The sequence below is a fragment of the Streptomyces sp. NPDC030021 genome, from assembly GCF_055574035.1.
Genome location: NZ_JBVIAH010000005.1, coordinates 273,128 through 296,872 on the forward strand (window position 1 = coordinate 273,128; position 23,745 = coordinate 296,872).

Consider the following 23,745-nt stretch of genomic DNA (forward strand, 5'->3'; position numbering starts at 1 on the left):
GGGGTGGTGCCCCACCGGGACGCCCGGCCGGGCCGGTCCCCGTGCCGGAGCCCCCGGGTGCCCCCGCCGGTGAGCCGGCCGGGGTGCGCTCCGGGAGGTTCCCGCAGCGGCGTCCGCACGGGCGGGCCCATGCCGGGGCGAGTGCGTTGCCGCTCTCCCCGGTTCCGGGCGGGGCCGGGGTCGCCCGAGGGGCCTCCGCGGCCTCGGGCGACCGGTCCCGCACCGCCTCGTACCCGTACCCATGCGCGTATCCCTACCCGTACCGCTCGGCGCAGCGCAGCGCCCGGCCACTCCGTAACGCTATTTCTTCCGCTGCGGAAATAATCCCCGCAGCCCCGACCAGGGAGTCCTCATGGCCACTGCCACCACCTCCACCACCGTCACCAGGATCGGCGGCCGCATCGGTGCCGAGATCGGGGGCGTGAAGCTCGGCGGCGACCTGCCCGACGGAACGGTCGCCGAGATCCGGGCCGCCCTCCTCGCCCACAAGGTCGTCTTCTTCCGCGGCCAGGACCACCTCGACGAGGCCGGACACGAGGCCTTCGCCCAGCTGCTCGGCGCGCCCGTCGCGCACCCCACCGTCCCCTCCGCGGACGGCCGTTACGCCCTCGGCATCGACTCCCACCACGGCGCCCGCGCCAACCAGTGGCACACCGACGTCACCTTCGTCCCCGCCTACCCCGCCTTCTCCATCCTCCGCGCCGTCACCATCCCCCCGTACGGCGGCAACACCCTCTGGGCCAACACGGCCACCGCCTACAGCAACCTCCCCGAGCCGCTGCGCGCCCTCGCCGACAGCCTGCGCGCCGTCCACTCCAACGAGTACGACTACGCCGCGCTCAAGCCCGACGCCCTGCCCGAGGCCCTGGCCCAGTACCGCGAGGTGTTCACGTCCACCAAGTTCCTCACCGAGCACCCGGTGGTCCGCGTCCACCCCGAGACCGGCGAACGCACCCTGCTCCTCGGCAACTTCGTCCAGCGGATCAACGGACTTACCGGCCGTGACTCCCGCGCCCTCCAGGACCTCTTCCAGGCGCACATCGAGAGCCCCGAGAACACCGTCCGCTGGCAGTGGCAGGCCGGCGACGTCGCGATCTGGGACAACCGTGCCACCCAGCACTACGGCGTGGACGACTCCGACGACCACGAGCGCACCCTGCGCCGCGTCACCGTCGACGGCGACGTCCCGGTCGGCCCCGACGGCGAGCCCTCCCGCCTGATCAGCCCGGAGGCCGTCCCGGACCCCTCCTTCGGCATCGCCTCCGGCGCCTCCACGTCCACGTCCACGTCCGACGCTTCCGACGCCTCCGCCGCCACCTCCGCCGCCTCCGCCTGACGACATCCAAGGAGCGCCCCCGTGCCCAACCTGCTCGCCATCACCGGCAGCCCCTCCGCCCACTCCCGTACCGCCGTCGTCGCCGATCACGTACTGCGCCGCCTGTCCCACTCCGGCTTCGAGACCGCGCACCTGTCCGTGCGCGAGCTCCCCGCCGCCGACCTCCTCGCCGCCCGCCGCGGCGAGCCCGAGATCCGCCGGGCGCTCGACGCCGTCGCCGAGGCCGACGGCCTGGTCATCGCGACCCCCGTCTACAAGGCCTCGTACACCGGACTGCTCAAGGCCTTCCTCGACCTGCTCCCGCAGGACGGCCTCGACGGCAAGACGGTCCTGCCGCTGGCCACCGGCGGCAGCCTCGCCCACGTCCTGACCATCGACTACGCCCTGCGCCCCGTGCTCGCCGCCCTCGGCGCCCGGCACGTCACCGCCGGCCGGTTCGTCCTGGACTCCTCCGTCGAGCGCGGAGCGGGCCCCGACCGGCTGCGGCCCGAGGCCGAACTGGACCTCTACCAGGCCGTCGACGAGTTCGCCGCGGCACTTCGCTCCGCGCCCGCCACTGCCGTCACCGCCGCAGCCCTCACCGCCACCCCGTAACACCGCCGCCACCACGCGACCCGCACCGACAAGGAACCGTCATGCCCGCAGCCTTCACCTCGACCACCACCTCCCGACGCCAGTTCCTCGCCCTGCTCGGCATCTCGGCGGCCGCGGTGAGCTGCGGCACGGCCACCGCGCGCAGCGGCGGTTCCGGCGCCCAGGTCAAGACCCTGAAGTACCAGGGCTCGGTCGGCGCCGTCACGCTCCCCGAACTCGCCGCCGACCTCGGATACCTGGGCGACCTCAAGCTGGAGTGGGTCGGCAACACCATCAGCGGCCCGCAGGACATCCAGTCCGCCGCCACCGGCCAGACCCACTTCGGCGGCGCCTTCAACGGCGCGATCGTCAAGCTCGCCTCCAGCAAGGCCCCCATCAAGGCCGTCATCTCCTACTACGGCGTCGACGAGCACTCGTACAGCGGCTACTACGTCCTGGAGGACAGCCCGATCCGCTCCGCCCGCGACCTCCTCGGCAAGAAGGTCGGCATGAACACCCTGGGCGCGCACTCCCAGGCCGTCCTCGACATCTACCTGAGCCGCAACGGCCTTGCCAAGGCCGACTCGTCCAAGGTCGAGTCCCTCGTCGTGCCGCCCGTCAACACCGACCAGGTGCTGCGCCAGAAGCAGATCGACGTGGGCGTGCTGGGCGGGATCCTGCGCGACAAGGCCGTGGCGGGCGGCGGGATCAGACCGCTGTTCAGCGACTTCGACCTGCTCGGCAAGTTCAGCGCCGGCTCCTACATCATGACCGAGCGGTTCATCAAGGAGAACCCGGACACCGTACGGACCTTCGTGACGGGCGTGGCCAAGGCCATCGAGTGGGCCCGCACCACCCCGCGCGAGGAGGTCATCGCGCGGCAGACCGAGATCGTCAAGAAGCGCGGCCGCAACGAGGACACCGCCACCCTCCAGTACTGGCGCTCGTACGGCGTCGCCGAGACGGGCGGCCGGATCGAGGACAAGGAGTTCCAGCTCTGGCTCGACTGGCTCGGCGAGCGCGGCGAGATCAAGCAGGGGCAGCTCAAGCCCGCCGACCTCTACACCAACGAGTTCAACGGCTTCGGGAAGGGCTGACCCGGCATGGCGAAGATCGTGTTCGAGGAAGTGACCAAGACCTTCCCGACCAAGGACAAGAAGAACAAGGAGCAGTTCACCGCGCTCGACGGCATCGGCCTGGAGATCGAGGCGGGGGAGTTCGTGGTGGTCGTGGGCCCCAGCGGCTGCGGCAAATCCACCCTCCTGGACCTGCTCGGCGGGCTGACCCGGCCGTCGTCCGGGCGGATCCTGCTCGACGGGAAACCGATCACCGGGCCCGGCCTGGACCGGGGCATCGTCTTCCAGCAGTACGCCCTGCTGCCCTGGCGCACGGCGCTCGGCAACGTGGAATTCGGCCTGGAGGCGACCGGCGTCCCGCGCCGCGAACGCAAGGCGAGGGCACGGGAGTTCCTGGACCTCGTCGGCCTCACCGGCTTCGAGGACCGGCACCCGCACGAACTCTCCGGCGGTATGCGCCAGCGCGTCGCCATCGCCCGCTCGCTGGCGTACGACCCGGACGTGCTGCTGATGGACGAGCCGTTCGCCGCGCTCGACGCGCAGACCCGCGAGTCCCTCCAGGACGAGCTGCGGCGCATCTGGCAGCGCACCGGCAAGACCGTCGTGTTCATCACGCACGGCATAGAGGAGGCGGTCTACCTCGGCCAGAAGGTGGCCGTCATGACCTCCCGCCCGGGCCGCGTCAAGGAGATCGTCCCGGTCTCCTTCGGCGACCGCGGCGCCGGTTTCCAGGGCGAGGACCTGCGTTCCAGCCCCGAGTTCGCCCGCTACCGCCACGAGATCTGGACCCTGCTCCACGACGAGGTGGCCCGTGCTCAGCAACTGGAGAAGGAGGAGGCCACCGTATGACCACGAACATCACCACCCCCGCCACCGATGCCCCGGCCGGGCAGGAGGCGGTACGGGAGGACACGGCGCCCGCGGCTCCCGCATCCGCCGACCGGGAGTCCCGCCGGACGCGGCCCGGTGTCCCGGCACGCCGCCTGCGCAGCGCCGGCCGGGCGACCACGGCAACGGCATCCCCCCTTCCGGAAGCCCCTGAGCTTTCGGAGGCTCCTGCGGCTCCCGAGGCTTCAGCAGCCCCCGAGGCCCCGGAGGCTCCGGCGGTCCGGGAGGCCCCTGTGGTCCCAGCGGTTTCAGCGGCCCAGGAGGCCCCGGAGGCTCCGGCGGTCCGGGAGGCCCCTGAGGTCCCCACGGCTCCCGCAGCCCCAGAGGCCCCCGAGGCCCCCACGGCTTCAGCGGCCCCTGAGGTCCCCGCGCTTGCGGAGGCTCCCGAGGCCCCGGAGGTCCGGGAGGCCCCTGAGGTCCCGGCGGTTTCAGCGGCCCCGGAGGCCCTGGAGGCTCCGGAGGACCCCGAGGCTCCGCCAGCCTCTGAGGTCCCCACGGCTCCCGCAGCCCCAGAGGCCCCCGAGGCCGCCACGGCTTCAGCGGCCCCTGAGGTCCCCGCACGTGCGGAGGCTTCTGCGACTCCAGCGACTCCAGCGACTCCAGCGGCCCCTGCAGTTCCGGAGGCCCCCGAGGCCCCGGACGGTCCCGCCATCGGACCGGAGGCCGCCCCGGCACCCAAGGCCGGCTCCTCCCCGGGCGCCCGCCGGAGCACCGGCACCGGCACCGGCACCGGCACCGGCACCGGCACCGGCACCGGCACCGGCACCGGCCACGCCCCGTCCCCCGTCCGGAAGGCCGCTGCGGCGCTGGGCCGCCGGCTGCGCGCCGCCGCCCTCCGCTCGGCGGCCCTCGTCGCCCTGCTCGCCCTGTGGGAGACCGCCCCCCGCCTCGGCCTGGTCGACGCCACCTTCCTGCCGCCGGTCAGCGAGGTCGCCGCGGCCTGGTGGGACCTCCTGGGCAACGGCCAGCTCGGCCAGCACACCCGGGCCAGCCTCGCCCGCTCCTTCGGCGGCTTCGGCATCGCCGTCGTCATCGCGGTCCCGCTCGGCCTGCTCATCGGCTGGTACCGGCCGGTCGCCGCGCTGCTCGGGCCGCTGCTGGAGGTCTTCCGCAACACCGCCGCACTGGCCCTGCTGCCCGTCTTCGTCCTGCTCCTCGGCATCGGCGAGACGTCGAAGGTATCGATCGTCGTCTACGCCTGCCTCTGGCCGGTCCTGCTGAACACCATCAGCGCGGTGGGCAACGCCGACCCCACCCTGGTCAGACTGGCCCGCTCGATGGACCTGTCCACCCCGAGGCTCTTCCAGAAGGTGATCCTGCCGTCCTCCGTACCGGCCGTCTTCACCGGAATCCGGCTGGCCGGCGCGGTCTCCATCCTCGTCCTGGTGGCCGCCGAGATGATCGGCGCCAAGGCGGGCCTCGGCTACCTGATCAACGCCTCGCAGTACAACTTCGCGATCCCGCAGATGTACGCGGGCATCATCACCATCTCCGCCGTCGGCGTGGCCTTCAACCAGCTGCTGGTCACGATCGAACGCCGCCTGAGCACCTGGCGCGTCCCCGCCTGACGCCCGTCCCGCCACCCCGCCACCCCGCCGCCCCGCCGCCCCGCCGCCCCGCGCCGTCCGGGCCGCCACCGCACGCAACGCCACCGAACACAGGGAACAGCCATGACCGCGAACCGCACCCTCCACCTCAACGCCTTCCTGATGAACGCCGGCCACCACGACGCCGCCTGGCGCCACCCCGACAGCCGGCCCGAGCTGATTACCGACCTGCGGTACTTCCAGGACCTGGCCCGCACCGCCGAACGCGGACTGCTCGACTCCATCTTCTTCGCCGACGGGGTCGCCCTCTGGGGCAAGGCCCGCCACAACGCCCTCGGCGGATTCGAGCCGCTCACCCTGCTCTCCGCCATCGCCGCCGTCACCGAGCACATCGGGCTCATCGCCACCGTCTCCACGACCTTCAACGAGCCCTACAACCTGGCCCGCAAGTTCGCCTCGCTCGACCACATCAGCGGCGGCCGGGCCGGCTGGAACATCGTCACCTCCGGCACCGTCGACGAGGCGCGCAACTTCAACCGCGACGAGCACCTGGAGCACCACCTCCGCTACGAGCGCGCCCGCGAGTTCCTCGACGTCGCCACCAAGCTCTGGGACAGCTGGGAGGACGACGCGATCGTCCTCGACAAGGAGCGCGGCATCTACGCCGACACCGGCAAGCTGCACCCCGCCGCCCACCGCGGCGAGCACTTCGGCGTCGCCGGACCGCTCAACGTCCCGCGCTCCCCCCAGGGCTACCCGCTGCTCGTGCAGGCCGGATCCTCCGAGGACGGCAAGGAGTTCGCGGCCCAGTACGCCGAGGCCGTCTTCACCGCCCAGCAGACCCTCGCCGACGGCCAGACCTTCTACAAGGACCTCAAGTCCCGCCTCGCCAAGTACGGCCGCGCCGAGAGCGACCTCCTCGTCCTGCCCGGCATCGCCCCCGTCATCGGATCCACCGAGGCCGAGGCGAAGGCCCTGGAGCAGCAGCTCACCGACCTCCAGGTGCCGGAGTACGGCCTCGCCCAGCTCTCCGGGATGCTGAACGTGGACCTCACCGGCCTGCCGCTGGACGGTCCGCTCCCCGACCTGCCCGAGGAGCGGGACATCAACGGCAACAAGAGCCGCTTCACCCTCGTCGCCGAGCTCGCCCGCCGCGACGGCCTGACCCTGCGCGAGCTGATCGCCCGCCTCGGCGCCGGCCGCGGTCACCGCGTCTTCGCCGGCACCCCCGAGCAGATCGCCGACCAGCTTCAGGAGTGGTTCACCCAGGGCGCCGCCGACGGCTTCAACATCATGGCGCCGGTCCTGCCCACCGGCCTGACCGCCTTCGTCGACCACGTCGTGCCGATCCTCCAGCGGCGCGGGCTCTTCCGCACCGAGTACACCGGCGCCACGCTCCGCGAGAACTACGGCCTCGCCCGGCCGGTCAACCGGCACACCCGGGAGGGCGTATGACCGAGTACGCCACCGACGTCCTCGTCGTCGGCGGCGGACCGGCCGCCACCTGGGCCGCCCTCAAGGCCGCCGAGGCGGGGGCCCGGGTCGTCCTCGCCGACAAGGGCTACTGCGGAACGAGCGGCGCCACGGCCGCGGGCGGCACCGGCGTCTGGTACGTCCCGCCCGAGCCCGCCGCCCGGGAGGCCGCCATGGCCTCCCGGGAGGGCCTCGGCGGGTACCTGGCCGACCGCCGCTGGATGGCCCGGGTTCTCGACGAGACCTACGACCGGATGAACGAGCTGGCCACGCACGGCCGTTACCCGTTCCCCACCGGCCCCGACGGGCAGCCGCTCCGCAACGGCCTGCAGGGCCCCGAGTACATGCGGCGCATGCGCATCCGGATCCGCCGGGCCGGGGTCCGCGTCCTCGACCACAGCCCGGTCACCGAGCTGCTCACCGACGCCGACGGGGCCGTCGCGGGCGCCGCCGGCCACCGCCGCCAGCTGCACGAGTCCTACCGGGTCCGGGCCGGCGCCGTGGTCCTCGCCACCGGCGGCTGCGCCTTCCTCAGCGGAGCCCTCGGCACCAACACCAACACCGGCGACGGCGCGCTCTTCGCCGCCGAGGCCGGGGCGGAGCTCTCCGGCATGGAGTTCTCCAACGCCTACGGGATCGCCCCCGAGGGCACCTCCGTCACCAAGACCGCCTTCTACTCCTTCGCCACCTTCTACCAGGAGGACGGCAGCGTTCTGGAGGGCGCGGCCAGCCAGGGCGGCCGCTCGGTGATCGCCCGCGAACTCCTCACCGGCGCCCGGGTCTACGCGCGCCTCGACCGCGCCGGCGAAGGAGCCCGGGCCGCGATGCGCCTCGCGCAGCCCAACTTCTTCCTCACCTTCGACCGGCTCGGCATCGACCCCTTCACCGACCGGTTCGCCGTCACCCTGCTCGCCGAGGGCACGGTCCGCGGCACCGGCGGCATCCGGATCACCGGCGACGACTGCGCCACCGGCGTCCCCGGGCTGTACGCCGCCGGGGACGCGGCCACCCGCGAGGAGATCTGCGGAGGCTTCACCGGCGGCGGCAGCCACAACGCCGCCTGGGCCATCTCCTCGGGCAGCTGGGCGGGCCGGGGCGCCGCCGGGCACGCCCTGTCCCTCGGCCCCGGCCGGGCCGCGGGCCGCCCCGTCACCGGCGCGGCGGTGCGGGCCTGCGCCCGACGGGGAGAGCGGCCGCCGGACCGGAACACCGCGAGGCCGTGGCGCTCGTACAGCGGGAGGTGCTCCCCTACGACAAGAACTACCTCCGGCACGGCGACGTCCTGACGGCTTCCCTCCGCACCCTCGACACGGCGTGGTCGCAGCTGCGCGCGGGCCTGCACGGCGAGGGGGCCGACCTGGTCAGGGCCCGGCAGGCGGCGGCGATGACGGCGCACGCGCGGTGGATGTACGCGGCCGCCCTCGCCCGGTCCGAGACCCGGGGGATGGCCAAGCGCCTCGACCACCCGGACCAGGACCCGGCTCAGCACCACCGGATCCTGGTCGGCGGCCTGGACCGGGTGTGGACCAGGCCCGCGGCGAAGGCGGTGGTGACGGCGTGATCGAACTCGTCTCGGCGGAGCGCTGCATCGGCTGCGACAAGTGTGTGGAGGTGTGCCCGACGGATGTCTTCGAACGGGGGCCCGAGGGGATTCCGCTGCTCGTACGGCAGGAGGACTGCCAGACCTGCTTCCTGTGCGAGGCGAACTGCCCGGTGGACGCGCTGTTCGTGGCCCCGCTGACGCATCCCCTTCCGGAGGATCCGGCCGTACGGGACGAAGCGGGGCTGGTGAGCCGCGGGCTGCTCGGCAGCTACCGGCGCCACATCGGCTGGGGCGAAGGGCGGACGCCCGGATCGCTGCAGGCGATCGGGCCGCCGCTGGGCCGGTCCGCGCCGCCGATCACGTCCTGAGCGCGTGCGCGCCGCCGGAGCCCCCGTGCTCCGGCGGCGCGCACGTGTGCCGCGGGGCCGGTCGGCCGGTCGGCTGGTCAGACGGTCAGGACGATCTTGCCGCGGGTGCGGCCCGCGGCGCTCAGCTCCCAGGCCCTGGCGGCCTCGGCGAGCGGCAGCGCGTGCTCCACGTTGACCGTGAGCTTCCCCGCGTCGGCCAGTTCCGCCAGGAAGGTCAGGTCGGCGGTGTCCGGGCGCACCCACAGCTGGTGGGCGCCCTTGGCGGCCGCGTTGTAGTCGGCGATGGAGACCACCCGGTGGCGCTCCCTGACCAGGGACTGGAGGGTCTCGATGACGTCGTCGCCGTAGAAGTCCAGGCCCGCGTCGATGCCGTCGGGCGCGAGCTCGCGGATCCGGTCCGCCAGTCCCTCCCCGTACAGCACGGGCTCCGCGCCGAGGGAGCGCAGGTAGTCGTGGTTGTGCGCGCCCGCCGTGCCGATGACCCGCAGGCCCAGCGCGACGGCGATCTGCACGCCGAAGGATCCGGTGCCGCCTGCCGCGGAGTGGATGACCACGGTCTCCCCGGCCTTGAGGCCGGCGCGGGTGAGGGACTGGTAGGCGGTGAGGCCGGCCAGCGGGAGGCCCGCGGCCTGCTCGAAGCTCAGCTCGCGGGGCTTGCGGGCGAGGGTGCGGACGGGGGCGGACACCAGCTCGGCGTACGTGCCGAGTTCGACCCACTCCTTGCGGACGTAGCCGTAGACCTCGTCACCGACGGCGTAGTCGAAGGTGTCCTCGCCGACCGCTTCGACGACTCCGGCCACGTCCCAGCCGGGTATGACCGGGTAGCGGACTTCGAGGATCGGGTCGAGGTATCCGGCGGCGAGCTTCCAGTCCACCGGGTTGACCCCGGCGGCCTTGACGCGGACGAGCACCTCGCCCGGGCCCACCTTGGGCTGCGGCAGGTCAACGAGCTGGAGTGTGGCGGGAGTTCCGTATGCGCTGTATGTGATGGCCTTCATGATCGTCCCCAACGCGGGTCCGCGGCCGGGTATTCCGGCCCGTCAGGCCGGCAGGGTGTTGCGGTGCGAGCTCCGCCGGGCCGCGCTGAAGAGGGCCTGGATCTGCGTACCGGCCTGCTCGACGTCGTCGAGGGGCGAGGGGAAGGGCAGCCGCACGTCGCGGTGTCCGCGCCGCTCCTCCAGCCGCAGGGTGATCCCGTACCGGTCCATGGCGACCGGCAGCGCGCGGAGCACGGTGGCGGTGGGCAGCGGCCGGACCAGCCGCAGCAGCAGGGTGACCAGGTCGTGGTGGTCGTCGAGGAGGTGCGTGAGCATGCCCGCCTCGTACGGGGACAGGGGGTCGGGGCAGGCCGCGTCCAGCTCTTCGAGGCCGACGTGCGAGCGGCCTTCCGGGGTCTCCAGGACGGCCCGGTCGAATTCCATGCAGGTGGAGTCGGCGCCGGAGCCTTCGGCCAGGTCGGAGTAGGGGGTGAGCAGGCGGCCCAGCACGGTGACGCGGGCGCGCACCCGGTCCCGTACGGGGGTGGGGGCGACGTCGGTGAACTCCAGCCGGATCGACGGCCGGTACTCGGACTCGCCGCCGGGCTCGGCGGGGTGCAGGTGCAGCCGTCCCATCGGGTCGCTGCCGTCGAGGTGGCGGACCTCGGAGCGCAGCCCGTCGGTGACCACGGTCATGGAGTGGGCGGCGGTCAGGATCGACCGGATGCGCTCGGCATCGGTGGGCCGGTCGGCCGGGGTGGCGGGGGCACCGAACAGGCGCATACGGATCTCTCCTCGTCCGAGTGACTTAGGCATGCCTAACCTAACCTATCCGGCTCTCCGGGAGTACCCGGCGTGCTCGTGTCGTTGTTGGGCTGAACGGGTGAAACGCGAGAGGATGGGGGGATGCACATGAAGCGCACGGCCGAGGCGGCCCGGTGAGCAGGTACGACGTCACCGACGAACAGTGGGAGGGGCTCGCGCAGGTGGTCCCCCTGCGCAGTCGCAACGAATGGCCCTCCCGGGTGGACCACCGCACGATACCGACGGCGCCCGGGGCGTCGGCGGCGGAGCAGCGGCGCTTCGTGGTGATCAGAGTTCAGATCTTCGCGGACGCGCGGGAGGTGGCGGAGTACCTGATCGCGCAGATCCCGGTCCTGCTCGACCTCACCGGGGCGGACAGCGAAGTGGCCAAACGGATCCTGGACTTCAGCAGCGGCGTGGTCTTCGGCCTGGGCAGCGGGATGCACCGGGTGGACCGGAACGTCTTCCTGCTCGCGCCGGTGGGGACCGAGGTCGAGGGGATCGCGGCCGCGGCCGTCCCCCGATCGTAGGAAGGTCCCCGCGAGGGAACGGTTCGCCGGAGCCACGGGGGGTCCGGCGGGCCGTACCGTCCCGCGCATGGACGCCACCCTGGACGCGACAACGGCGGGGCGCACCGCCGCCGGCGTCGTCGCGTTAGCCGACACCCGCACCGATTCCCCCGAGGCCGGACCGGCCGGCGAGCAGCCCGCCGCGGCGCCCCCGGCCCCGCCCGCCCCGCCTGCCACACCGACCGCTTCCGCAATTTCCGCGACTTCCGTGCCCGCAGCGGCCTCCGCGGCCTCCCCGGTGGCCGGACCGCGGTCCGATTCCGCCGGTGACCCGGCCGTGCCGGCGCAGGCGGGCCCCGGTGGCTCCGGGGGGCGCTCCGCCGAACCCGTGCAGCGGCAGCCGCGGCCCGTGGTCACCGAGCTGAGGCTCTCCGCCTTCGGTCCGCACCGCTCGGCGGTCTTCCCGCTCGGCCCCCTCACCCTCTTCGCCGGGCCGAGCGGCAGCGGCAAGTCCCAGGCCCTGGCCGCCTACGAGGCCCTGGCCGGGCTGGGTTCCGGGGCCACGCTGGAGGAGGCCTTCCCGGATGCGCGCGCCCGCATCCCCGACCGGGCCGTCCCCGACGCGCAGCGCCGGCGCGGGTTCCGCCTCGGCTGCACCGTGGACGGACCCGTCGGCCCGGTCCGGCTCGACCTCGCCGTCCAGGCCGAGCCCACGCTGCGGATCGTCGGCGAACGGCTCTCGCAGGACGGACAGGTCCTGCTCGCCACCGCCCTGCGCGACCCCGGCCGGCGCTCGGTCCAGGCCGCCTGGCTGACCGGCGGCGCCATCGGCGTCACCAGGGCCCCGCTGCCCGACGACCGGCTCGGCACGGCACTGCTCCCGCTCCGCGTCGCAGGTTCCACCGCGGGCCAGCGCCAGGTCCTGGCCGCCGCCGAGCAGGTGGTCGTGGCCCTGCGCGCGGTGTTCCCCTGCGACCCCCGCCCGGACCGGATGCGCGCCGCCGTTCCGCCGGGCGAGGGCCGGCTGCTGGGTGACTGCGCCAACCTGGCCGACGTGCTGCGCCGGACCCGCAGCGAATGCGGCACCCGCCACGCGCTGCTCGCGGAGGCGGCCCGCACCGGCTGCGCGGGGCCCGTCGCGGGGCTGGACGTACGGGCTCCCGCGGGCGGCGGCCCCGTCGCGGCGGTCCTGGACCGCGGCCCCGGCCGGCCCGCCACGGAGCTGGCCCGGCTGGGCGCGGGCGAACTCCGGTTCCTCGCACTGGCGCTGGTCCTGCTGACCGGGCCGGGGGTGCTGGCCATGGACCCGGCGGCCGAACTGCTCTCCGCGCGGCAGGCACTGACGGTGCTGGCCGACGGCTTCGACCGGGGCCTCGACCGGCGGCAGAGCGCCGAGCTGCTGCGCCTGGCCCTGCTGTCCTGCGGCCGAGGCCACATCCGGCTGGTGGCGGCGGTGGGGGAGGGGACCGCGGCGGCGGCCCGCGACCTCCCGGGCATCGCGATGGTAGACCTGAGGGCATGAACGAGACGCAGGAACAGCCCGAGCGGCGGCCGGAGTCCCCCGAGGGGCGGATCGGCGAGCGGCCCGACGAGCGGCTGGACCGACTGCAGCGCCGGCTCGCGCAGTTCGCGGTGGCGCGCGGCTGGGAGCCGTACCACACGCCCAAGAACCTGGCGGTGGCGCTCAGTGTGGAGGCGGCCGAACTGGTCGAAATCTTCCAGTGGCTGACACCCGAGCAGTCGGCGAAGGTCATGGAGAAGCCGGAATCGGCCCACCGGGTGGCCGATGAGGTGGCCGACGTGCTCGCGTATCTGCTGCAGTTCTGTGAGGTTCTCGGGGTGGATGTGCTGGATGCGCTCGCCGCGAAGATCGAGAGGAACGAACTCCGCTTCCCCGTGCCGGGTGCATCGACACCGAATCGTCACTCTTCGGAGTGATGGACTCATCCACAATCACGTTTGTGTCCACATTTTCCGAATACCCCTGGCTTTACTGGCTCGTTGCCCTCACTCTGGGTAGTGGTGAGGACGGCGGGATGTCGTGCGGACGGGGGACGGCATATGGATGCGGTACGGCTCATCGCGGCCGGTCGGCACGCGCTGGCACAGAGTGGCGCCGCGTGGGACATCGTGGGTGAGGCCTGGCAGGCCCAGGCGCTCGCCCAGGGCATAGGGAGCTATCTGGCGGTCACCGGGCCGCCGGAGCTGAGATCGGAGGCACGGGGACTGGGGGAAGCGGGAGGCAGAGGCTGCGGGGTGCTCGACAGGGCGGCCCTGCGCGGAGAGGGCAGCGCGCCCGAATATCCGCCGAGGGCCGCGCAGTTGAGCGAGGTGTCGGATGTCCGGCAGGCGCTGCTCGGACTCCAGGCGCTGCTGGGTGAAGTGGGGATAGCCCTGGTCGGGGTGGCCTGCGGGACGGACGACGAGGCCCTGTACTGGCAGTGCATAGAGTCGATCGACGCGGCCGACGAGTCGAGCGACCGGGTGCGGGCGATCCTGCGCCGCATGGTGGTCCGTGAGCGGGGGTCGGCCTCGGGCGTGGCCTGAGGGCGGCACAGAGGGGGTCCCGCCGTGCGCGGCGGGACCCGCACGGTCAGGACGACCGGTAGGACGGGCGCTCGCCCTCGGGGGTGCGGTCCGTGGAGGCCTGGAGATCGGCGTCGAGCCGGGACAGGTCGGCGTTCAGCGCGGCCATCAGTTCTTCCATCTGCTGCAGCAGGCCCTTTGGCGCGCCGCCGCCCTGGGCGGGTACCACGGGCTCCTGACCTGCCAGGTCGTGTGCTGCCTGTGCTGCCTGCGCTGCCTGTCCGGTCGCTCCGGTGTGTCGGTGCGCCTCCGGCACGGCCTCGTGGGACATGGCGGCCTCCTCGGCCCTGGCCCTTCCAGGGCGGAAGGGGGCGGTGGACGCACCGGCGGGACGCCGCCGGCGCGCGGGCCGGGCGGTCCGGCTCCGTCCGAGCCAACGATCCCCGTCCGGGCTGGTCACTGAAGGGCCCGGGGGGTGGACCGTCCGGTTGACGAAGATTCACCCTGCCGGGGCGGGAAGTGCAGGATGGGGGGTATGGATCTTCGCATTTTCACCGAGCCCCAGCAGGGTGCGAGCTACGACACCCTCCTGGCCGTCGCCAAGGCCACCGAGGACCTGGGCTTCGACGCGTTCTTCCGCTCCGATCATTATGTGCGCATGGGATCCGCCGACGGCCTGCCCGGCCCCACCGACGCCTGGATCACCCTCGCGGGCCTGGCCCGGGAGACCAAGCGGATCCGCCTAGGCACGCTGATGACGGCAGGAACCTTCCGGCTGCCCGGAGTCCTCGCCATCCAGGTGGCCCAGGTCGACCAGATGTCCGGCGGACGCATCGAACTGGGCCTCGGCGCGGGCTGGTTCGAGGAGGAGCACAAGGCCTACGGGATCCCCTTCCCGGCGGACCGGATGTCCCGGCTGGAGGAGCAGCTGGCCATCGTCACCGGCCTGTGGGCCACCGAGGCCGGCGCCACCTTCGACTACGCGGGCAAGCACTACCAGGTGGAGAACTCGCCCGCGCTCCCCAAGCCCGCCCAGACCAAGGTCCCCATCCTCGTCGGCGGCCACGGAGCCAAGCGCACCCCGCGGCTCGCCGCCCGGTACGCGGACGAGTTCAACATGCCCTTCGCGTCGATCGCCGACAGCGAGCGGCAGTTCGCCCGGGTCCGGGAGGCAGCCGAGGACGCCGGCCGCAAGGCCGACGACCTCCGCTACTCCAACGCCCTCGTCGTCTGCGTGGGCAAGGACGACGCCGAGGTGGCCCGCCGGGCCGCCGCCATCGGCCGTGACGTCGACGAGCTCAAGGCCAACGGCCTGGCCGGCTCCCCGGCCGAGGTAGTGGAGAAGATCGGCGCCTACGGCGCCGCCGGCTCCTCCCGCGTCTACCTCCAGCTGCTCGACCTCGACGACCTGGACCACCTGGAACTGATCTCCGCCCAGGTGCTCTCCCAGCTCCGCTGAGGGCCGTCCTGTCATACCCGGCGGATCAGCGCGCGGCGTCAGATGCGGTGCATCTCCCCATCTCCCCCGGCTACCGCTGGGAGGGGCCCCGGGCGGAGGGGCGCCCGCATACTGGGCGTATTCGGGTGCTCCGACAACCCAGGGTCCCCCCCGGACGGAGTCCGGGGGATGAGGTGCCGTAGCCGGCGTCGTGCGCCCGCCGGGGAGTACGGGACAACCCTCAGGAAGGCGGCGAAACCCATGCCACGCGCGTCCGGCCCGCTCGTCGAAGCCCTGGCCCGCAGGGCCGTACTCCTGGACGGCGGGCTCAGCAACCAGCTCGCCGCCCAGGGCTGTGACCTGTCCGGCGACCTCTGGTCGGGCCGGGTGCTCGCCGAGCGCCCGGACCAGGTGGCGGCCGCCCACACGGCGTACGCCCGGGCCGGCGCCGAGGTGCTGATCACCGCCAGTTACCAGGTCGGCTACGAGGCCTTCGCCGCCCACGGCCACGACCGTGCCGAGACCACCGCCCTGCTGCGGCAAAGCGTGCGCCTGGCCGCCCGGGCGGCCGAGGCCGCCGACCACGAGGTGTGGGTGGCCGCCTCCGTGGGCCCGTACGGAGCGGTGCTCGCGGACGGCTCCGAGTACCGCGGCCGGTACGGGCTGAGCGTGCGCGAGCTCGCCGCCTTCCACCGCCCCCGCATCGAGGCCCTGCTCGCCGCCGGCCCCGACGTCCTGGCCGTGGAGACCGTCCCCGACAGCGACGAGGCCGAGGCGCTGCTCACCGTCCTCGCCGAGACCGGCGCACCCGCCTGGCTCTCCTACACGGTGGCCGCCGGCCGCACGCGGGCCGGACAACCCCTCGGCGAGGCCTTCGCCCTCGCCGCCGCCTCCCCGGAGGTCGTCGCGGTCGGCGTCAACTGCTGCGACCCGGCCGATGTCCTGCCCGCGCTGGAGGCGGCGGCCGGCGAGACCGCCAAACCCCTCGTCGCCTACCCCAACGACGGCTCGGTCTGGGACGCCGGCGCCCGCACCTGGCGCACCCCCGACACCCCCGCCCCCTGGCCCACGCGGGCCTGGTGCACCACCGGCGCCCGCCTCATCGGCGGCTGCTGCCGCATCGGCCCGACCCGGATCGCGGACCTGGCCCGGACCCTCCGCGCAAGCTGACGGCCCCGCAGGCCGGCCGGGCTCACCGATCCCGGCCGGCCTGCGCCACTTCGGCCGGTAGCCGTCCCCCGGCAGCACATCGGGCAGGTGCATCCGCACGTCCCGTTCGCCGTTCCGCCACCGGACGTCGCGAACGGTCAGCTCGGGGCGCCCGCCGACCGAGAGGGAAAACCCCTGGTCGGCGCGGAGGGCCACGGACGATACTCGGTCACGTGTTCCTGACGATCTCCACCACCGGTTCCCCCGAACGACCCGCCACCGACCTGGGCTATCTGCTGCACAAGCATCCCGGCAGGACGCAGGCGTTCTCCACCTCCCACGGCACCGCTCACGTGTTCTATCCCGAGGCCTCGGTCCAGCGGTGCACGGCGGCCCTGCTGCTGGAGGTGGACCCCGTGGCGCTCGTGCGGCGCGGCCGGGGCAAGGGCCGGGGCGGGGCGCCGGACGCCGCGCTCGCGCAGTACGTGAACGACCGGCCGTACGCCGCGTCCTCGCTGCTCGCCGTCGCGCTCAGCGGAGTGTTCCGCACCGCCCTCAAGGGACAGTGCACCGCCCGCCCCGAGCTCCCGGAGCAGGCCCGGCCGCTGCGCGTCGAGATCCCCGTGCTGCCCGCCCGCGGCGGGGCCGCGCTCGTGCACCGGCTGTTCGGCCCGCTCGGCTGGGACCTCGTGGAGGCCGAGCCCGTACCGCTCGACGAGCAGTTCCCCGAGTGGGGGGACTCCCGCTACGTACGGCTCGTCCTGGAGGGCGAGCTGCGCCTCGCCGACGCCCTGCGCCAGCTCTACGTGCTGCTGCCGGTCCTCGACGACGCCAAGCACTACTGGATCTCCCCGGACGAGGTCGACAAGCTGCTGCGCGCCGGAGACGGCTGGCTCGCCGCGCACCCCCAGAACGAACTGATCACCTCCCGCTACCTGGCCCGCCACAAGCGGCTGACCCAGGACGCCATCGAGCGCCTGGAACTGGTCCGCCTCGCCGAGGCCGACGGCAGCGAGGTCGAGGAGCTCGACAACGCGGTGGACGAGACCCGCGACACCGAGGAGCGGCCCGTGCCGCTCGCCGTGCAGCGGCGCGAGGCGATCCTCGCCGCCCTGCGGGTCGCCGGCGCCCAGCGGGTGCTGGACCTCGGCTGCGGCCAGGGGCAGTTGCTCCAGGCGCTGCTCGGGGACCCGGCGTACTCCGAGATCGTCGGCATGGACGTGTCCGTGCGGGCCCTGCAGATCGCGGCCCGGCGGCTGCGGCTGGACCGGATGGGCGAGCGGCAGAGCGCGCGCCTGAAGCTCCTGCAGGGCTCGCTCGCGTACACCGACAAGCGGCTGGCCGGCTACGACGCGGCCGTGCTCAGCGAGGTCATCGAGCACCTGGACCCGGAGCGGCTGCCCGCGCTGGAGTACGCGGTCTTCGGCTCGGCCCGCCCCCGCACGGTCCTCGTCACCACCCCCAACGTCGAGTACAACGTGCGCTGGGAGACCTTGCCCGCCGGGCACGTCCGCCACGGCGACCACCGCTTCGAGTGGAACCGCGAGGAGTTCCGAGCCTGGGCCGACCAGGTCGCGCGGCGCCACGGCTACGGGGTCCGCTACGTGCCCGTCGGCGACGACGACCCCGAGGTCGGGCCGCCGACCCAGATGGCCGTCTTCACCCAGCACGACGGCACCGGCGGCACCGAGGCGACCGACACCACCGACGCGACCGAGACCACCGACACCGACACGATCCGCACCACCGGCACCCCGAAGGAGGGCGAGGCAGCATGACCGGCACCGAGACCCCCCGTACGCGCACACTTCCCGTCACCGACCTGTCCCTCGTCGTCCTGATCGGGGCCACCGGATCGGGCAAGTCCACCTTCGCCCGCAGGCACTTCAAGGCCACCGAGGTCATCTCCTCCGACTACTGCCGGGGCCTGGTCTCCGACGACGAGAACGACCAGAGCGCCAGCCGCGACGCCTTCGACGTCCTGCACTACATCGCGGGCAAGCGCCTCGCCGCCGGCCGCCTCACCGTCGTCGACGCCACCAGCGTCCAGGCCGACGCCCGCCGCCAGCTGGTCCAGCTCGCCCGCGAGCACGACGTCCTGCCGATCGCCATCGTCCTGGACATGCCCGAGGAGGTCTGCGCCGAACGCAACGCCGCCCGCCCCGACCGGGCTGGCCTGCCCCGAGCGGTCATCCAGCGGCACCGCCGCGACCTGCGGCGCTCGCTGCGCGGTCTGGAGCGCGAGGGCTTCCGCAAGGTCCACGTACTGCGCTCCGTCGAGGAGGCCGAGACCGCCGAGGTGGTCCTGGAGAAGCGGTTCAACGACCTCACCCACCTCACCGGCCCCTTCGACATCGTCGGTGACATCCACGGCTGTTCCTCCGAGCTGGAGACCCTGCTCGCCAAGCTCGGCTACGAGGACGGGGTCCACCCCGAGGGCCGCACCGCCGTCTTCGTCGGCGACCTCGTCGACCGCGGCCCCGACAGCCCAGGCGTCCTGCGCCGCGTCATGGGCATGGTGAAGTCCGGCAACGCCCTGTGCGTGCCCGGGAACCACGAGAACAAGCTCGGCCGTTACCTGAAGGGCTCCAAGGTCCAGCGGACCCACGGCCTCGCCGAAACCATCGAGCAGCTGGAGGGGGAGCCGGAGGAGTTCGTCCAGGAGGTACGGGAGTTCATCCGCGGCCTCGTCAGCCACTACGTCCTCGACGGCGGCAAACTGGTGGTCTGCCACGCCGGGCTGCCCGAGAAGTACCACGGCCGCACCTCCGGCCGGGTCCGCTCGCACGCCCTCTACGGGGAAACCACCGGCGAGACCGACGAGTTCGGCCTGCCCGTGCGCTACCCGTGGGCCGAGGACTACCGGGGCAAGGCCGTCGTGGTCTACGGCCACACCCCGGTCCCCGACACCACCTGGATCAACAACACCATCTGCCTCGACACCGGCGCCGTCTTCGGCGGCCGGATGACCGCCCTGCGCTGGCCCGAGCGCGAACTGGTCGACGTACCGGCCGAGAAGGTCTGGTACGAGCCGGTCAAGCCGCTCGTCGCCGAGGCGCCGGGCGGGCCGTGGGGGTCCGCCCGGACGGAGTCCGGGGGTGGCCGCCCGCTCGACCTGGCGGACGTGCACGGCCGCCGGGTCGTGGAGACCCGGCACCTGGGCAACGTGAACGTGCGCGAGGAGAACGCGGCGGCGGCCCTGGAGGTCATGAGCCGCTTCGCGGTGGACCCCCGCCTCGTCCCGTACCTGCCGCCCACCATGGCGCCCACGGCCACCTCCCGCGAGGACGGCTATCTGGAGCACCCGGCCGAGGCCTTCGCCCAGTACCGCAAGGACGGCATCGCCCAGGTGGTGTGCGAGGAGAAGCACATGGGCTCCCGCGCCACCGTCCTCGTCTGCAAGGACGCCGACGCTGCCCGGACCCGCTTCGGGGTCGACGGCCCGACGGGCTCCGTCTACACCCGCACCGGGCGGCCCTTCTTCAAGGACCCGGAGGTCACCGAGGAGGTCCTCACCCGGCTGCGTTCGGCCGTCACCGGTGCGGGCCTCTGGGAGGAGCTCGACACCGACTGGCTGCTGCTCGACGGGGAACTCCTGCCCTGGTCCCTGAAGTCCGCCGGCCTGCTGCGCAACCAGTACGCCGCCGTCGGCGCGGCCTCCGGCGCCGTCTTCCCGGGCGCCGTCGCCGCCCTGGAGGCGGCCACCGCCCGGGGCGTCGACACCGGCGAGCTGCTGGAGCGCCAGCGCGGCCGGGCCGCCGACGCGGCCGCCTTCACCGACGCCTACCGGCGCTACTGCTGGACCACCGACGGCCTGGACGGCGTACGGTTCGCGCCGTTCCAGCTGCTGGCGGTGGCCGGGCGGTCGCTGGCCGCGGTGCCCCACGACGAGCAGCTGTTCTGGCTGGACCGGCTGGTCGAGGCAGACGACGCCAGCAGGCCTGCCGGTACTGGACTGCTCCGGCGCACCGGCCGGATCCTGGTGGACACCGCGGACGAGGATTCCGTACGGGCCGGCACCGACTGGTGGCTGGAGCTGACGGCCGCAGGCGGCGAGGGCATGGTCGTCAAGCCCCTCCAGGCGTACGCCAAGGACGGCAAGGGCCGGCTGGTCCAGCCCGGGGTCAAGGTGCGCGGGCGCGAGTACCTGCGGATCATCTACGGCCCGGAGTACACCCGTCCGGACCACCTGGAGCGGCTGCGCGAGCGGTTCCTCGGGCACAAGCGCTCGCTCGCCCTGCGCGAGTACGCGCTCGGGCTGGAGGCACTGGACCGGCTGGCGGCCGACGAGCCGCTGTGGCGGGTCCACGAGGCGGTCTTCGCGGTGCTCGCACTGGAATCGGAGCCGGTCGACCCGCGCCTGTGAGCCGGCACCGCCGCGCGAGGGGGCCGCGTCAGCACGGCCCGTAAAGGGGTGGCCCCCGTACGGCCTCGAATTAGGTCGTATGGGGGAACTTTCGCGGAGAACTCCGGGAAAACCACCAGCGGGATCGTTCAACCAGGGCAGCGGAGTGTCCGCGACCCTGGAAGGACGGAACGTCACCTATGAAGATGACCGCGCGCGGAAGCATTGCGGCGCTCATGACCTGTATGGCTGCGGCCGGAGCGGCCACCCCGGCTGTGGCCCAGTCGGTGCCGGTCGATGTCCCGCTGGACGCCGTGAAGACCACGCTGGGCGTGGACACCCCGCGCGTGGGCACGGGCGTGCCGATGCCGGTCGTGGGAGCGCCCGAGGCGCCCCGCTTCCACAGGGGGAACATGCTTCCGACCCCAGTGCTCCCGTCGCTCCCGGTCAGCACCGAGCTCGGCAGCACCCTCGTCACCTCCCCGGTGCCGAACCTGCTGGGCAAGCCGGAGACGGACGGCGAGGGTTCCGTCGAGGCGCCGGCCACCGACCTGCTCGCCCGGACCCCGGGCCTGGTCGCCGGTGGTCTGCTGACGATGCCGGACGCCTCCAACTCCGGAGTGCCGAACCTGAGCACGCCCGAACTGGGCCTGACCACCCCGGAGCTCGCCGGGGGCCCCACGGCGCTTCTCGGCCTCACCACCCCTCGCTGAGCGGACGCCACGTCAAAAAGCCGTTCGGTCTGGGAATGTGTACGGCATGGGATTCCATGTCGACTCCGAGACCGGGCGGCTTCGCCGCGTCATCCTCCACCGGCCCGACCTGGAGCTGAAGCGGCTCACACCGAGCAACAAGGACGCGCTCCTCTTCGACGACGTGCTGTGGGTGCGCCGGGCCCGCCAGGAGCACGACGGCTTCGCGGACGTGCTGCGGGACCGGGGCGTGGAGGTCCACCTCTTCGGTGACCTCCTGTGCGAGGCCCTCGACATCCCGGAGGCGAGACACCTCGTACTGGACCGGGTCTTCGACGAGAAGGAGTACGGGCCGCTCGCCACCGACCACCTGCGGTCGGTCTTCGACGGGCTGACCTCGGCCGAGCTGGCGGAGGCCCTGGTCGGCGGGATGACCAAGCGGGAGTTCCTGGAGCGGCACGCCGAGCCGGTGTCGGTGCGCTTCCACGCCCTGGACCTGGACGGCTTCCTGCTGGGCCCGCTGCCCAACCACCTCTTCACCCGGGACACCTCCGCCTGGATCTACGACGGGGTGTCCATCAACGCGATGCGCTGGCCCGCCCGGCAGCGCGAGACGGTCCACTTCGAGGCGATCTACAAGCACCACCCGCTCTTCACCACCTCCGGCGCCTTCCACTACTGGTCGCAGGGGCAGGCCGACTACCCGTCGACGATCGAGGGCGGGGACGTCCTGGTCATCGGCAACGGGGCGGTGCTGATCGGGATGAGCGAGCGGACCACCCCGCAGGCGGTGGAGATGCTGGCGCGCGGCCTGTTCGCCGCTGGTTCGGCGACGTCCATCGTGGCGCTGGACATGCCCAAGTCGCGGGCCTTCATGCACCTGGACACGGTGATGACGATGGTCGACGGAGATACGTTTACTCAGTACGCCGGGCTCGGGATGCTCCCCTCCTACACGATCGAGCCGGGCGGCGGGCCGCAGGAGCTGAAGGTCACCGACCACCCCGAGGACCACATGCACCGGGCCATCGCGGGGGCGCTCGGCCTGGACTCGATCCGGGTGCTGACCGCGACGCAGGACGTGCACTCGGCGGAGCGCGAGCAGTGGGACGACGGGTGCAACGTGCTCGCCGTGGAGCCGGGGGTGGTGGTCGCCTACGAGCGGAACGTGACGACCAACACGCACCTGCGCAAGATGGGCATCGAGGTGATCGAGATCCCGGGCAGCGAGCTGGGGCGGGGCCGGGGCGGGCCGCGCTGCATGAGCTGTCCCGTCGAGCGGGACGCGGTCTGAGGCGGGCCGGGCCCGGGGTCTGAGGCGGGCCGTGCCTGGGGGAGGGGTTCCGGGCCCGGGGAAAGGTCCCGGGCCCGGTCTGTATATCAATACAGAGGATCGTATAGACTTCCAACATCCCCTGTCACCGTGACGCTGGAGCGACCCCATGGCCACCGACCTCGCCGGCCGCAGTTTTCTCAAGGAGCTGGACTTCACGGCTGCCGAGTTCCGCGGTCTGATCGAGCTCGCCGCCGACCTGAAGGCCGCCAAGAAGGCCGGGGTCGAGCAGCGCCTGCTCAAGGGCAGGAACATCGCGCTGATCTTCGAGAAGACCTCCACCCGGACCCGCTGCGCCTTCGAGGTCGCCGCTGCGGACCAGGGCGCGCACACCACCTACCTCGACCCCGCCGGCTCCCAGATGGGCCACAAGGAGTCGGTCAAGGACACCGCCCGGGTGCTCGGCCGGATGTTCGACGGGATCGAGTACCGGGGTGACAGCCAGCAGGCGGTCGAGGAGCTCGCCGCCCACTCGGGCGTCCCCGTCTTCAACGGCCTCACCGACGACTGGCACCCGACCCAGATGCTGGCCGACCTGCTCACCATGACCGAGCACACCGCCAAGCCGCTGAACCGGATCGCCTTCGCCTACCTCGGCGACGCCCGCTTCAACATGGGCAACTCCTACCTCGTGACCGGAGCGCTGCTGGGCATGGACGTGCGGATCGTCGCGCCCCGGTCCTACTGGCCCGCCGAGTCGGTGGTGGCCGCGGCGCGGGAGCTCGCCGCGGAGAGCGGAGCCCGGCTCACTCTGACCGAGGAGGTCGCCGAGGGGGTCGCCGGGGCGGACTTCGTCGTGACCGACATCTGGGTGTCCATGGGGGAGCCCAAGGAGGTCTGGGACGAGCGGATCGCGGTCCTGTCCCCGTATGCGGTGACCATGGACGTGCTGCGCGCCACCGGGAACCCGGACGTGAAGTTCATGCACTGCCTGCCGGCCTTCCACGACCTCGGCACCAAGGTGGCCCGGGAGATCCACGAGCGGCACGGGCTCGACTCGCTGGAGGTGACGGACGAGGTGTTCGAGTCGGAGCACTCCATCGTCTTCGACGAGGCCGAGAACCGGCTGCACACCATCAAGGCCGTGCTCGTCGCCACCCTCGCCCGGCCCGGCCGTTCCGGCCGGGGTGACGCATAGTCATACGCCGCGTCGTACGCCGCGTCATAC

At 73.0% G+C, this 23,745-nt stretch carries 23 protein-coding genes; 20 read left to right on the plus strand and 3 right to left on the minus strand.

The window, feature by feature from the left end; translation table 11 throughout:
* Positions 1-352 precede the first annotated feature (352 nt).
* The 9 genes from ACZ4YL_RS12315 (at position 353) to ACZ4YL_RS12355 (ending at position 8,804) form a co-directional block, all read left to right on the plus strand.
* Positions 353-1,336 carry a TauD/TfdA dioxygenase family protein gene (locus ACZ4YL_RS12315; protein WP_468115941.1) on the plus strand — a complete coding sequence of 328 codons (984 nt, stop codon included), beginning with the start codon at positions 353-355 and terminating at the stop codon, positions 1,334-1,336.
* A 21-nt stretch (positions 1,337-1,357) separates the two neighbouring features.
* Positions 1,358-1,930, plus strand: a complete 573-nt coding sequence (ssuE, locus tag ACZ4YL_RS12320) for an NADPH-dependent FMN reductase (RefSeq protein WP_468115943.1) — start codon at positions 1,358-1,360, stop codon at positions 1,928-1,930.
* A 41-nt stretch (positions 1,931-1,971) separates the two neighbouring features.
* Positions 1,972-3,006, plus strand: a complete 1,035-nt coding sequence (locus ACZ4YL_RS12325) for an ABC transporter substrate-binding protein (protein ID WP_468115945.1) — start codon at positions 1,972-1,974, stop codon at positions 3,004-3,006.
* Positions 3,007-3,012: 6 nt separating this feature from the next.
* The gene (locus tag ACZ4YL_RS12330; RefSeq protein ID WP_468115947.1) at positions 3,013-3,834 is read left to right on the plus strand and encodes an ABC transporter ATP-binding protein; all 822 of its coding nucleotides are present in this window, start codon (positions 3,013-3,015) and stop codon (positions 3,832-3,834) included.
* Positions 3,831-5,441, plus strand: coding sequence for an ABC transporter permease (locus tag ACZ4YL_RS12335; protein ID WP_468115949.1), 1,611 nt, complete (start codon positions 3,831-3,833; stop codon positions 5,439-5,441). The genes ACZ4YL_RS12330 and ACZ4YL_RS12335 overlap by 4 nt, the downstream gene beginning before the upstream one ends.
* A gap of 102 nt (positions 5,442-5,543) precedes the next feature.
* Positions 5,544-6,875: an LLM class flavin-dependent oxidoreductase gene (locus tag ACZ4YL_RS12340; protein WP_468115951.1), complete on the plus strand. Its 1,332-nt coding sequence runs from the start codon at positions 5,544-5,546 to the stop codon at positions 6,873-6,875.
* Positions 6,872-8,179 carry an FAD-dependent oxidoreductase gene (locus tag ACZ4YL_RS12345; protein WP_468115953.1) on the plus strand — a complete coding sequence of 436 codons (1,308 nt, stop codon included), beginning with the start codon at positions 6,872-6,874 and terminating at the stop codon, positions 8,177-8,179. Before ACZ4YL_RS12340 ends, ACZ4YL_RS12345 begins: the two co-directional genes overlap by 4 nt.
* Complete coding sequence (locus ACZ4YL_RS12350) at positions 8,113-8,454, plus strand: hypothetical protein (protein WP_468115955.1); 342 nt, start codon at positions 8,113-8,115, stop codon at positions 8,452-8,454. The genes ACZ4YL_RS12345 and ACZ4YL_RS12350 overlap by 67 nt, the downstream gene beginning before the upstream one ends.
* The gene (locus ACZ4YL_RS12355) at positions 8,451-8,804 is read left to right on the plus strand and encodes a 4Fe-4S dicluster domain-containing protein (RefSeq protein WP_468115957.1); all 354 of its coding nucleotides are present in this window, start codon (positions 8,451-8,453) and stop codon (positions 8,802-8,804) included. Before ACZ4YL_RS12350 ends, ACZ4YL_RS12355 begins: the two co-directional genes overlap by 4 nt.
* A gap of 77 nt (positions 8,805-8,881) precedes the next feature.
* On the opposite strand, the gene ACZ4YL_RS12360 is transcribed toward ACZ4YL_RS12355, so the two are convergent.
* Positions 8,882-9,802: an NADP-dependent oxidoreductase gene (locus ACZ4YL_RS12360; protein ID WP_468115959.1), complete on the minus strand. Its 921-nt coding sequence runs from the start codon at positions 9,800-9,802 to the stop codon at positions 8,882-8,884.
* A 42-nt stretch (positions 9,803-9,844) separates the two neighbouring features.
* Positions 9,845-10,564, minus strand: coding sequence for a DUF2470 domain-containing protein (locus ACZ4YL_RS12365; protein WP_373038421.1), 720 nt, complete (start codon positions 10,562-10,564; stop codon positions 9,845-9,847).
* A gap of 155 nt (positions 10,565-10,719) precedes the next feature.
* On the opposite strand from ACZ4YL_RS12365, the gene ACZ4YL_RS12370 reads away from it, so the two are divergent.
* From ACZ4YL_RS12370 to ACZ4YL_RS12385, 4 genes are all read left to right on the plus strand, one after another.
* The gene (locus tag ACZ4YL_RS12370; RefSeq protein WP_030012729.1) at positions 10,720-11,115 is read left to right on the plus strand and encodes a cell division protein SepF; all 396 of its coding nucleotides are present in this window, start codon (positions 10,720-10,722) and stop codon (positions 11,113-11,115) included.
* A 67-nt stretch (positions 11,116-11,182) separates the two neighbouring features.
* Complete coding sequence (locus tag ACZ4YL_RS12375) at positions 11,183-12,616, plus strand: AAA family ATPase (RefSeq protein ID WP_468115962.1); 1,434 nt, start codon at positions 11,183-11,185, stop codon at positions 12,614-12,616.
* On the plus strand, positions 12,613-13,032 hold the full coding sequence (locus tag ACZ4YL_RS12380; RefSeq protein WP_468115964.1) for a nucleotide pyrophosphohydrolase: 420 nt from the start codon (positions 12,613-12,615) through the stop codon (positions 13,030-13,032). Before ACZ4YL_RS12375 ends, ACZ4YL_RS12380 begins: the two co-directional genes overlap by 4 nt.
* Positions 13,033-13,155: 123 nt before the next feature.
* Positions 13,156-13,641, plus strand: coding sequence for a DUF6099 family protein (locus ACZ4YL_RS12385; protein WP_030009162.1), 486 nt, complete (start codon positions 13,156-13,158; stop codon positions 13,639-13,641).
* Between the two features lie 46 nt (positions 13,642-13,687).
* Here the strand turns inward: ACZ4YL_RS12385 and ACZ4YL_RS12390 are convergent, their stop codons facing one another.
* Entirely contained in the window at positions 13,688-13,867 is a 180-nt protein-coding gene (locus tag ACZ4YL_RS12390; RefSeq protein ID WP_468116273.1) for a hypothetical protein, read from the minus strand.
* Between the two features lie 288 nt (positions 13,868-14,155).
* On the opposite strand from ACZ4YL_RS12390, the gene ACZ4YL_RS12395 reads away from it, so the two are divergent.
* The 7 genes from ACZ4YL_RS12395 (at position 14,156) to argF (ending at position 23,715) form a co-directional block, all read left to right on the plus strand.
* Entirely contained in the window at positions 14,156-15,079 is a 924-nt protein-coding gene (locus ACZ4YL_RS12395; RefSeq protein ID WP_468115966.1) for an LLM class F420-dependent oxidoreductase, read from the plus strand.
* Between the two features lie 240 nt (positions 15,080-15,319).
* Positions 15,320-16,228, plus strand: a complete 909-nt coding sequence (gene mmuM / locus ACZ4YL_RS12400) for a homocysteine S-methyltransferase (RefSeq protein ID WP_468115968.1) — start codon at positions 15,320-15,322, stop codon at positions 16,226-16,228.
* A 212-nt stretch (positions 16,229-16,440) separates the two neighbouring features.
* On the plus strand, positions 16,441-17,985 hold the full coding sequence (locus ACZ4YL_RS12405) for a 3' terminal RNA ribose 2'-O-methyltransferase Hen1 (RefSeq protein ID WP_468115970.1): 1,545 nt from the start codon (positions 16,441-16,443) through the stop codon (positions 17,983-17,985).
* Positions 17,982-20,573: a polynucleotide kinase-phosphatase gene (locus tag ACZ4YL_RS12410; RefSeq protein WP_468115972.1), complete on the plus strand. Its 2,592-nt coding sequence runs from the start codon at positions 17,982-17,984 to the stop codon at positions 20,571-20,573. Before ACZ4YL_RS12405 ends, ACZ4YL_RS12410 begins: the two co-directional genes overlap by 4 nt.
* Before the next feature lie 215 nt (positions 20,574-20,788).
* On the plus strand, positions 20,789-21,265 hold the full coding sequence (locus tag ACZ4YL_RS12415) for a hypothetical protein (RefSeq protein ID WP_468115974.1): 477 nt from the start codon (positions 20,789-20,791) through the stop codon (positions 21,263-21,265).
* 46 nt (positions 21,266-21,311) lie between these two features.
* Positions 21,312-22,538 carry an arginine deiminase gene (locus ACZ4YL_RS12420; protein ID WP_301365636.1) on the plus strand — a complete coding sequence of 409 codons (1,227 nt, stop codon included), beginning with the start codon at positions 21,312-21,314 and terminating at the stop codon, positions 22,536-22,538.
* Between the two features lie 148 nt (positions 22,539-22,686).
* On the plus strand, positions 22,687-23,715 hold the full coding sequence (gene argF / locus ACZ4YL_RS12425; RefSeq protein WP_468115977.1) for an ornithine carbamoyltransferase: 1,029 nt from the start codon (positions 22,687-22,689) through the stop codon (positions 23,713-23,715).
* The last annotated feature ends 30 nt before the right edge of the window (positions 23,716-23,745 follow it).